12 protein-coding genes are annotated in these 10,152 nt (G+C 59.7%); 2 read left to right on the top strand and 10 right to left on the bottom strand.

Annotation, left to right across the window (positions count from 1 at the left end; genetic code table 11):
• Positions 1–170: 170 nt before the first annotated feature.
• Complete coding sequence (locus PMI36_RS31995; protein ID WP_008072154.1) at positions 171–374, bottom strand: SPOR domain-containing protein; 204 nt, start codon at positions 372–374, stop codon at positions 171–173.
• Positions 375–595: 221 nt separating this feature from the next.
• Here PMI36_RS31995 and PMI36_RS14735 point away from each other — a divergent pair, with 221 nt between their 5' ends.
• Positions 596–958, top strand: coding sequence for an NUDIX hydrolase (locus PMI36_RS14735; protein ID WP_008072153.1), 363 nt, complete (start codon positions 596–598; stop codon positions 956–958).
• A 43-nt stretch (positions 959–1,001) separates the two neighbouring features.
• Here PMI36_RS14735 and PMI36_RS14740 read toward each other — a convergent pair whose 3' ends face one another.
• The 8 genes from PMI36_RS14740 to PMI36_RS14775 form a co-directional block, all read right to left on the bottom strand.
• The gene (locus PMI36_RS14740) at positions 1,002–1,775 is read right to left on the bottom strand and encodes a 1,6-dihydroxycyclohexa-2,4-diene-1-carboxylate dehydrogenase (protein WP_008072152.1); all 774 of its coding nucleotides are present in this window, start codon (positions 1,773–1,775) and stop codon (positions 1,002–1,004) included.
• Between the two features lie 191 nt (positions 1,776–1,966).
• Entirely contained in the window at positions 1,967–2,980 is a 1,014-nt protein-coding gene (gene benC, locus PMI36_RS14745) for a benzoate 1,2-dioxygenase electron transfer component BenC (protein ID WP_008072151.1), read from the bottom strand.
• A 10-nt stretch (positions 2,981–2,990) separates the two neighbouring features.
• Positions 2,991–3,479 carry a benzoate 1,2-dioxygenase small subunit gene (benB, locus tag PMI36_RS14750; protein ID WP_008072150.1) on the bottom strand — a complete coding sequence of 163 codons (489 nt, stop codon included), beginning with the start codon at positions 3,477–3,479 and terminating at the stop codon, positions 2,991–2,993.
• Entirely contained in the window at positions 3,476–4,840 is a 1,365-nt protein-coding gene (gene benA / locus PMI36_RS14755; protein ID WP_008072149.1) for a benzoate 1,2-dioxygenase large subunit, read from the bottom strand. The genes benB and benA overlap by 4 nt, the downstream gene beginning before the upstream one ends.
• Before the next feature lie 238 nt (positions 4,841–5,078).
• Complete coding sequence (locus tag PMI36_RS14760) at positions 5,079–6,038, bottom strand: AraC family transcriptional regulator (RefSeq protein ID WP_008072147.1); 960 nt, start codon at positions 6,036–6,038, stop codon at positions 5,079–5,081.
• Between the two features lie 118 nt (positions 6,039–6,156).
• The gene (catA, locus tag PMI36_RS14765) at positions 6,157–7,086 is read right to left on the bottom strand and encodes a catechol 1,2-dioxygenase (protein WP_008072146.1); all 930 of its coding nucleotides are present in this window, start codon (positions 7,084–7,086) and stop codon (positions 6,157–6,159) included.
• Between the two features lie 51 nt (positions 7,087–7,137).
• A complete protein-coding gene (catC, locus tag PMI36_RS14770; RefSeq protein WP_007895545.1) occupies positions 7,138–7,428 on the bottom strand; it encodes a muconolactone Delta-isomerase in 291 nt (96 codons plus the stop codon).
• A gap of 10 nt (positions 7,429–7,438) precedes the next feature.
• Positions 7,439–8,599 (bottom strand): muconate cycloisomerase family protein, encoded by a 1,161-nt coding sequence (locus PMI36_RS14775; protein ID WP_008072145.1) that lies wholly within the window; start codon positions 8,597–8,599, stop codon positions 7,439–7,441.
• 127 nt (positions 8,600–8,726) lie between these two features.
• Between PMI36_RS14775 and PMI36_RS14780 the strand changes: the two genes are divergently transcribed.
• Positions 8,727–9,629: a LysR family transcriptional regulator gene (locus PMI36_RS14780; protein ID WP_008072144.1), complete on the top strand. Its 903-nt coding sequence runs from the start codon at positions 8,727–8,729 to the stop codon at positions 9,627–9,629.
• Between the two features lie 176 nt (positions 9,630–9,805).
• On the opposite strand, the gene PMI36_RS14785 is transcribed toward PMI36_RS14780, so the two are convergent.
• Positions 9,806–10,057 (bottom strand): DUF1652 domain-containing protein, encoded by a 252-nt coding sequence (locus tag PMI36_RS14785; protein ID WP_008072143.1) that lies wholly within the window; start codon positions 10,055–10,057, stop codon positions 9,806–9,808.
• Positions 10,058–10,152: the final 95 nt, after the last annotated feature.

Here is a 10,152-nt window from a genome sequence, read left to right as displayed (position 1 = left end):
CAGCTGCCGAGCCTGCGAGGCTGCGTTCGGCTGCGAAGCAGTCGTAAACCTGCATACAAGGTCATACTGAAACACCGCGCCGCCTGAAATCACGACCGCTTCGCGGCCGAACGCAGCCTCGCAGGCTCGGCAGCTGCTACCACGCCCCGGCGTACCGGGGCTTCAGCGCACTATTTGTCTGATTTGTGGCTACGCGACGCTTTACTCGACCGGGCTCTGTAGGCGGGAAGCGAAGCTGCATAAGCCAGCGCCTCCTCTCTGCTGCCAAAGGCTCCCAACCGGTCACCTTTGGTGCACACCCGCCAGGGGCCGTTGTTCACGCTGAGTACGTCGTAGCCGTTCATGTGCATTTTGGTCAGCATCGGAACGCTCATAGTCACCTCCATTTCGGCAGTGATAGTCCTGGATCGACTCAATTACCTTACACCCGACCTTCACTGAAGTGCCAGCCAGACGTCGCGTCAGGATTCCGGCATTTCATTGCACTTTCAGCCGCCCTGTCGACTCCAACCCTTGAAGCAGACACTTCTGCGGATGTCGGTCTGAATATTGCATTTTTATGACTGTTTTGTGACAGGCAGCAGTCGGGTAAACCATGAAAGTACGTGCAACCGTCATTTGCGAGCAGGATCGGCATATTCTCCTGGTGCGCAAACCCAAGTGTCGCTGGACCTTGCCAGGCGGAAAAGTCGAGTCTGGCGAAACCGCTGCGGGCGCGGCCATGCGAGAGCTCTACGAGGAAACAGGGCTTGAGGTCGATGACATGCTGTACTTGATGGAATGGGAAACGACCAGCACCCGGCACCATGTATATGAGGCGTCGGTCGTAAACCTGGCAGAGGCTCGGCCACAGAATGAAATCTTCGACTGCATCTGGTATCCGCTGGAGGCCGTCCACAACCTGAAAATAAGCGACGCCGCGCTCAGAATCGTCAAAGCGTTTCAGCGTCGCTTGTAGGTCGCAGGTATTCAGGCTTTAGCCGACGCCATCTGAAAGCTTTTCAGCCCAGATCGCCGCCACCGACCGGCATGACCATGCCGGTGATGTAGGAGGCTTCGTCGCTGGCCAGAAACAGGATAGCGCTTGCCTGCTCATCCAGCGTGCCGTAGCGCTTCATCAAACTGCTGTCGAGGGTCTGGTCGACAATCTGCTGATACCAAAGCTTTTCCTGAGCGCTCTGTTGCGCGGTGTTGCGTGGGATCAGTCGCGGTGGCGCCTCGGTGCCACCGGGGGCGGTCGCGTTGACCCGCACGCCACGACCGGCCGTTTCGAAGGCCAGGCATGCGGTCAGCGCATTGACCCCGCCCTTCGCCGCACCGTATGGCACGCGATTGACGCTACGGGTCGCAATAGACGAAACGTTAACAATGGCGCCACTGCCTTGTTCGAGCATGAACGGCAGCGCGGCATGGCAACACCACAGCGTCGGGAACAACGAACGGCGGACTTCGGCTTCGATCTGCTGCTCTTCATAGTGTTCGAAAGGCTTGGTCCAGATCGTGCCGCCGACGTTATTGACCAGCACATCGAGGCGATCAAAACGCTCGACAGCGGTGCGCATAACGCGACTGCATTCGCTGTACTGCTCAAGGTCGGCGGTCAGGGCTAGTACCTGGCTGCTCTGCCCCAATTCCTTCTGGAGTTCGAACACCAGATCGGAGCGGTCGACCAAAATCAGTCGCGCACCTTCGGCGGCCATGCGTTCAGCCACGCGCCGGCCGATGCCTTGGGCGGCACCGGTAATCAGCGCGACTTTTTCGTGGAATCTGTTCATGTGTACCTCGTGACGAAGGATGCCGGCCAGTTAGTTCTGTGGGAGCGAACCAGGTAAGTTAAAACGCAGAACCTGTGGGAGCGTGGCTTGCCCGCGAAGAACGATGACGCGTAATGCCTGAAAAACCGCGGTGCATTCTTCGCGGGCAAGCCACGCTCCCACAGGATTTTCATCGCTCCCCCCAGCACGGCTCAGGCCGCGCTGGCGGCAAATTTTTCAAAGTAGAAGTTCACCGGCGCAATGCCTTGCTCGCGGATGAACTGGCTGACCGCTTCGACCATCGGCGGCGGGCCGCACAGGTAGACGTCGACGTCGCCATCGTTCAAATGCCGTGGCTCGATGTGTTGGGTCACGTAACCCTTGAGCGGGTGCCGGCTGTCGGGATTGGCCACGCAGGCACTGAAGCTGAAGTTCGCAATTCGTGCGGCGAAGGCTTCGAGTCGATCGAGTTCCACCAGGTCGAAATCGTTGGTCACGCCGTAGATCAAATGCAGCGGATGTTCACTGCCCTGCTCGGCGATTTTTTCCAGCATCGCTGTAAACGGCGCCAGACCGGTGCCACCCGCCAGCAGCAACAATGGACGACGGATGTCGCGCAGATAGAAGCTGCCCAACGGTCCGGCCAGGCTCATGCTGTCGCCGGCCTTGGCCATGCCGGTGAGGAAGCTGCTCATCAAGCCACCGGGCACGTTGCGAATTAGAAAGCTGACTTCGCCGTCGCGCTGCAACGAGCTGAACGAGTAAGCGCGGGTCTGCTCACTGCCGGGCACCCCGAGGTTCACATACTGCCCCGGCAGGAACGCCAGCTTGCTCAAGGCCTCGCCCTTGATCGACAGCGCGATGGTGCTGTCGGACAACTGGCGCACGGCGCTGATGGTTGCGTCGTAACTGGCCTGACGGGTGCGGCAGACATCCGATGAAGCCGGCACCCGCACCACGCAATCGCTCTGCGCGCGCATCTGGCAGGTCAGGACAAAACCCTGCTGCGCTTCGTCAGCGCTGAGGGCGTCTTCGATGTAGTCCTCGCCCAAATCGTAGCGGCCAGCCTCGGCGAAGCACTTGCAGGTTCCGCAGGCGCCGTCGCGGCAGTCCAGTGGAATATTGATGCCTTGGCGATACGCGGCATCGGCCACGGTTTCGCCGGCGTTGGCGTCGATGAACCGGGTGACGCCATCTTCGAAATTGAATGCAATGGAATGAGTCATGACGGCCGCCTCAGAGGTGGTAGACATCGATGACCTGACGAACGTAGTCGTTCTTCAGGATCACTTTCTTGGCCTTGATCAACGGGTTCTCACCGCGCACATCCAGGGTGTAGAAGCTGCTGCCGAAATAGCTGTCGACGGTCTTGTAGCGAAAGCTCAGGGTGTGCCAGTTGAAGCGCACCTTGCATAGCCCGTCTGCCTGTTCGAGCAGCTCGATATTGCTGAGGTTGTGCGAGGTGCGGGTGTCCGGCACGCTGGCGCTGGAACGCTCGGTCTTGATGCGGAAGATGCGGTCTTCCAGGCCGGTGCGGCTGCCGTACCAGATCAGCGAGATTTCCCGCTGCGGGTCTTCTGTCAGCTCGTCGTTGTCATCCCAGGATGGCATCCAGAACGTGGCGTCCGGCGCGTACAACTCCAGCCAGTCGTCCCATTGTTTGTCGTCGAGGTAGCGTGCTTCGCGGTAGAGAAAATCGCGCACCGCGTCATAGGTAATGGTCATTGCACGGCCTCCACTGCAATCAGTTCGGACTGCTCCGCGGCCAACGCCTTGAGCATCGTTTGCTGCCAATACTTGTGTTGCAACACGAACAGGCCTTCGTCTTCGGTACGCACGCCGCTGAGCAGCGGATGCAGGTCGATTTCCTTGGCCGCGTCATCAGCGCCTTCGACCCAATGTTCGGCGCCACGGGACATGTCGTTCCACGTGGTGACGCTGCCCTGGTAACCCGTCTGACAGGAGCGAAACTCTTCCAGATCGTCCGGAGTCGCCATGCCGCTGACGTTGAAGAAATCCTCGTACTGACGAATCCGGCTCGAACGGGCGTGGTCGCTTTCGCCTTTGGGGGCGATGCAGTAAATGGTGATTTCGGTGCGGTTGACCGAGATCGGCCGGGCGATGCGGATCTGCGAGCTGAACTGGTCCATCAGGTACACGTTCGGGTACAGGCACAGGTTGCGCGAGTTCTCGATCATCCAGTCAGCGCGAGCCTTGCCGAAATCCCGGGCCAACTCGTCGCGACGCTCGTACAGCGGACGGTCCTCGGGGTTGGACCAACGGGTCCAGAGCAGCATGTGGCCCTTGTCAAAGGAATAGAAACCGCCGCCCTGCTTGGCCCAGGTGCCGGCGCTCATGGTCGGGTTGCAATCACCGGCCTCGCGCTGTTTGCGCTGGTTCTGGGTCGCGGCGTAGTTCCAGTGCACCGAGCTGACGTGATAACCGTCGGCACCGTTTTCGGCGGTGAGTTTCCAGTTGCCTTCGTAGATATAACTGGAGGAACCGCGCAGCACTTCCAGGCCATCGGCGGACTGGTCGACAATCATGTCGATGATCTTCGCCGACTCGCCCAGGTGCTCAACCAGCGGCACGACATCGGCCTTGAGGCTGCCGAACAGGAAGCCGCGATAGGATTCGAAACGCGCGACTTTGGTCAGGTCGTGGGAGCCTTCGCAATTGAAGCTCGCCGGGTAGCCAGCCGCCGCCGGGTCCTTGACCTTGAGCAGCTTGCCGGAGTTGTTGAAGGTCCAGCCGTGGAATGGGCAGGTGTACGAACTCTTGTTGCCGGTCTTGTGCCGGCAGAGCATCGCTCCACGGTGGCTGCACGCATTGATAAAGGCATTCAACTCACCGTCCTTGTTGCGCGCGATGAAGATCGACTGACGCCCCATGGTGGTGGTGTAGAAATCGTTATTGTTGGGGATCTGGCTTTCGTGGGCGAGGTACAGCCAGTTGCCTTCAAAGATGTGTTCCATCTCGAGGTCGAACAGCCGCGGATCGGTGAACATCTCGCGCTTGCAGCGATAGATGCCCTGCTCAGGGTCTTCTTCAAGCAGGGAGTGAAGGTATTCGGGTCGCAGGGACATGGCCGCCGCCTCCATTGTTTTTATTCAGGCAGGGCCATGCTAGGACGAGGGGATGGGGCGGACTATCCGCCGGGTGCAGACCTGTATCCGTTTTGTGCAGAGGGTATCGCCCGTGACATATCGGGCGGAAACAAAACCGTAGGAGCTGCCGAAGGCTGCGATCTCTTGATCTTGTCTTTTAAAAACAAAGTCAAAAGATCGCAGCCTGCGGCAGCTCCTACAGGGATTGGGTGCACGTTCAATGACGGCGTTTGAGGGTATCGGAAGGCAATTCGCCGAACTGTTTGCGGTAGCTGTCGGAGAACCGGCCCAGGTGCAGAAAGCCGTAATCCATGGCCACTTCCGTGACGTTGCGCACGTTGCAGGTCGGGTCGCTCAGGTTGGCGTGAATGCGTTCGAGCTTTTTCTGCCGGATGTAGTTTTTCGGCGTGTCCCCCGCGTTGCGTTCGAACAGCCCGTACAGCGAACGCAGGCTCATCCGCGCCTGGCGCGCCAGTTCTTCGCTGTCGATGTCCTGCTTGAGGTTGCACGCGATGTAATCGGCCAGCGCCTCGAACGTGGCCGAGGGTGAGCCGGGATCGGTGCGCATGACGTTGGTCTTCATCAGACCAAGCATTTTGCTGACCACGATTTGCGCATAGTGCTCCTGCACCCGGGGAATCTGTTCGGTGGCTTCCGCCTCTTGGCAAATCATCGCCAGCAGACCGACGAAACCTTCCAGTTCATTGAGTTGATAACGGTTCTCCAGGAACCGCACGCCCTGCCCCGGGTAACGCCAGCGCTGCTCTTCGCACACCGACTCCAGCAGCCGCGAGGGGACTTTCAGGATGAATTTTTCGCAATCACTGGAATAGGTCAGATCCACTGGATCGTCAGGGTTGATCAGCAGCAACTCGCCGGGAGCGAAGTAATGTTCCTGACCATGGCCACGCCACAGGCAGTTACCGCGCAGCAACACTTGCAAGTGATAGATGCTGTCCAGCGCATGGGACATAACCCGCACGCTGGCGCCGTAACTGATGCGGCACAGGTCGAGGCTGGCGAATTTGCGATGATCGAGGCTGGCCAGCGGCCGGCCGGCCCTGGGCATCCGGAGGCAATGGTTACCGACATGCTGATTGACGTAGCCCGACACCGCGTAGGGGTCGGCATGGTCGAAGACTCTGCTGCGATGACTCAACAATTGCGCTTGCATCATCGGTTCACTCTCATTGTTGTTATCGGTGGCGCCGACATTCTAGGGTACTGGCTGTGATGCAGAAGGCCACGAGATAAACGGTCGGTTATCTCGTGGCCCGGATCAGCTCGCAGTGGCGTCAGTCCTCGAGTGCACGAACCCGTTCGTGGCGTTGCTGCTCCTCAGGCTGGGCAGACGACTGCAGCGTGAAGTCAAAATCGATTTCGGCAAAACGCCCGCTCACACCTTGGGCCGCCGCACGCTGCGGATCGTCGCTGAAGGTGATCTTGGCAATCAACTCATCACGGGTGGCGTAGGCGAAATCGTCATGCAGGTACTGATCGCCGTCGAGGTTGATCTGGGTGGTCAGGTGACGATGATCCGGCGCGGAGATGAAGAAGTGAATGTGCGCCGGCCGCTGACCATGACGGCCCAGTTGATCGAGCAATTGCTGGGTCGGACCGTCCGGCGGGCAGCCGTAGCCCGACGGCACGATGCTGCGAAAACGGTACCGGCCCTCAGCATCGGTGACGATACGACGACGCAGGTTGAATTCCGATTGAGTGGTATCGAAGTACGAATAAGTGCCGCCGGTGTTGGCGTGCCAGACATCCACCACCGCGCCAGCCAGCGGTTCGCCGACGGTGTTGCGCACCTGGCCCTGCATGAACAGCACCACACCCGGATCGACGCCATCGTCCAGCCGCGCTTCACCTTCCGACAGTGGCGCACCCGCCACATACAGCGGCCCTTCGATGGTCCGCGGTGTGCCGCCGGCTTTGCCGGCCTGCTCGTCTTCGGCGTCCATCAGCAGGTCGAGGTAATGCTCCAGACCGAGCCCGGCCACCACCAACCCGGCCTCTTGACGCGCACCCAGCACGTTGAGGTAGTTGACGGCTTTCCAGAACTCTTCCGGGGTCACGGCCAGGTCTTCGATGATGTTCACCGAATCGCGCAGGATCCGGTAAATCAGCGCCTTGACCCGCGGATCGCCGGCTTCGTTATGCAGACCGCTGGCGTCTTCGAGAAACTTCTGGGCACTGGCAGTGTGGGAAATCTTGACGTTCATGGTGGTTCCTCATCTTGTAATTATTAGCGTAGCGAACTGAACAGGCTGGGTTCAGCGGTCATCCTCGCGAATGGAAGAAGGATGCCGGCACATCGCGGTGACTTCGATCGCCATGTACGGGTACAGCGGCAATTGCATCAGTAGGTCATGCAGTTCCTGAACGCTGTCGACATCGAACACGCTGTAATTGGCATAGAGCCCGGCGATGCGCCATAGATGACGCCACTTGCCTTGCTCTTGCAGGCGCTGGGCCAGGGCTTTTTCGTCGGCCTTGAGCTGAGCGGCGCGCTCCGGATTCATGTCGACCGGTAAATTCACAGTCATTTTTACGTGAAACAGCATGATGCCCTCCTCAGGCTTGATGAACGGCAGTGGATGTGGTCCTGGAGACTTTGTCCCGCCGGAAAAACGCCAGGCGCTCTTCATCCAGAACCAGGCCCAGCCCCGGTGTTTGCGGGACGTGCAGTTGGAAATCGCGGTAGACCAGTGGCTCGCTGAGAATGTCTTCGGTGAGTAGCAGCGGGCCGAACAGCTCGGTGTCCCAGCCCAGTGTGTTCAGCGTGACGAAGGCATGGGCCGAGGCCAGCGTGCCGATACCGCCTTCGAGCATGGTGCCGCCGTACAGGCCAATTCCGGCCGCCTCGGCAATTGCGGCGGTTCGCAACACGGCACGTGGGCCGCCGTTCTTGGCGATTTTCAGGGCGAATACCGAAGCCGCGCCCTCCCGCGCCAGGTTGAAGGCATCTTCCACGCATTCGATGGATTCATCGGCCATGATCGGCGCCGGGCTCACGGTATTCAGGCGCACCATGCCGGCGCGGTTATTGCGCGAGATCGGTTGTTCGATCAGGTCGATGCCGTTGCTTCCGAGGATCCGGCAGGCCCGCAGGGCAACCGCTTCGTCCCAGGCCTGATTGACATCAACCCGCACGCTGGCGCGATCGCCCAGCGCATTTTTGATCGCAATGACGTGGGCCAGGTCGCGGTTGACCTCGCCTGCGCCGATTTTCAGCTTGAAGATCCGATGGCGGCGCAGGTCGAGCATTTGTTCCGCTTCGGCAATGTCCTTGGCGGTGTCGCCGCTGGCCAGGGTCCACGCCACCGGCAGCGCATCACGAACGCGACCGCCCAGCAGCTCGCTGACCGGCAGACCCAGGCGCTTGCCTTGGGCGTCGAGCAAGGCGCTTTCGATACCTGACTTGGCGAAGGTGTTGCCACGAATGCTGCGCTCCAGGCGCAACATTGCGGCATTCACATTGCCGCTGTCCTGGCCGATCAGCAATGGCGCGAAGTGTTTGTCGATGTTGGTCTTGATGCTGTCCGGGCTTTCGTTGCCATAGGCCAGACCGCCAATGGTGGTCGATTCACCAATCCCTTCAATACCGTCGGCACAGCGCACACGGATGATCACCAAGGTCTGGTTTTGCATCGTGTGCATCGCCAGCTTGTGCGGGCGGATGGTCGGCAGATCGACGATGATCGTCTCGATCGATTCAATGGCAGTTGCACGCATGTCGATACCCGTCAGGTTCTTAAAGTTCTGGAACGGATTCTGGTACGGCTTTTTTCGGGAAGCCAATATAGAATTGGTCTGACTCGATACCTTAAAGGTATTTAACAGACCGACGTCCGGAGGCCTCATGGAACTGCGTCACCTGCGGTATTTTCAGGTGCTGGCTCAAACCCTCAACTTCACCCGCGCGGCCGAGTTGCTGCACATCGCCCAACCGCCGCTGAGCCGGCAGATCCAGCAGCTGGAAGACGAACTCGGGGTGCTGCTGCTGGAGCGCGGCCGACCGCTGAAGCTGACTGACGCCGGGCGGTTTTTCCATGAACATTCCACCGCCCTGCTCGAACAGTTGGCCAAGGTGTGCGACAACACACGGCGGATCGGGCTGGGCGAAAAGACCTGGCTGGGCATCGGCTTTGCACCATCGACACTCTATGGCGTGCTGCCGGAACTGATACGCCGACTGCGCAGCGGTGAGCCGCTGGCGCTTGAGTTGGGGCTCTCGGAAATGACCACGTTGCAACAGGTGCAAGCGCTCAAGGCCGGGCGCATTGATATCGGCTTCGGGCGCATCCGCATCGACGACCCGGCGATCATCCAGACTGTTTTGACTGAAGACCGGCTGGTCGCCGCCCTGCCCGCCGGCCATCCATTACTGGCCGGACCGATCAGCCTTCGTGACCTGGCAAAAGAACCCTTCGTGCTCTACCCCGGCAACCCGCGGCCCAGCTACGCCGACCACGTGATCGCGTTATTCGAATCCTATGGCGTGCATATCAACGTGGCGCAATGGACCAATGAACTGCAAACAGCGATCGGTCTGGTGGGTGCGGGAATCGGGGTAACGTTGGTGCCGGCCTCAGTGCAGTTGCTGCACCGCGACGACATTGGCTTCACCCCGGTGCTGGAAGACAACGCGACCTCGCCGATCATCCTCAGCAGGCGCGTGGGCGATGTATCGCCGGGGTTGAATCATTGTTTGCAGATGATCGATGAACTGCTGCCGCGCGACCGACCTGAAAACCAGGCCTGAGCCGTAATGCAATCTGTAGCAGATGTCGAGCCCCAGCGAGGCTGCGTTCGGCGGCGAAGCAGTCATAAAATCAGAGATTGCGATACATCAGGCAGACCGCATTAGCCGGATTCACGACTGCTACGCAGCCGAACGCAGCCTCGCTGGGGCTCGACAGCTGCTACAGGGAGTCTTGGTTAGGCCATTACACCAGCGAAGGCTCGGCGCCCGGCGCGCATTTCGGTGCGAAGTTCGCCGATCAGATTGGAAATATCGCGGACACTGGTCAATTCGTCGGGCGATACACCAGTGATCAACAGTTCAATCCGCCCGGTAGTGCGATCGAAGACCTTGATTCGCAATGTTTCATCGCGATTCACGGTGCACTCGCAGGACAGCGGTTTGAAACCGGACTCCAAAATGCTGCAAAGCTGGGTAACTGGAACCATGGCGAGCGCCCTCGGGGACGGTATTCCGATTGGATCCACTCAAGCGTAGATCAACTTGCGTATCGCGCCAGCGAGTTCTGTAGCAGCTGCCGAGC

The sequence above is a fragment of the Pseudomonas sp. GM79 genome, assembly GCF_000282495.1.
GTDB lineage: Bacteria > Pseudomonadota > Gammaproteobacteria > Pseudomonadales > Pseudomonadaceae > Aquipseudomonas.
Note: the sequence above shows the minus strand (reverse complement) of the source record. Positions and strands in the feature narration are given on the sequence as shown.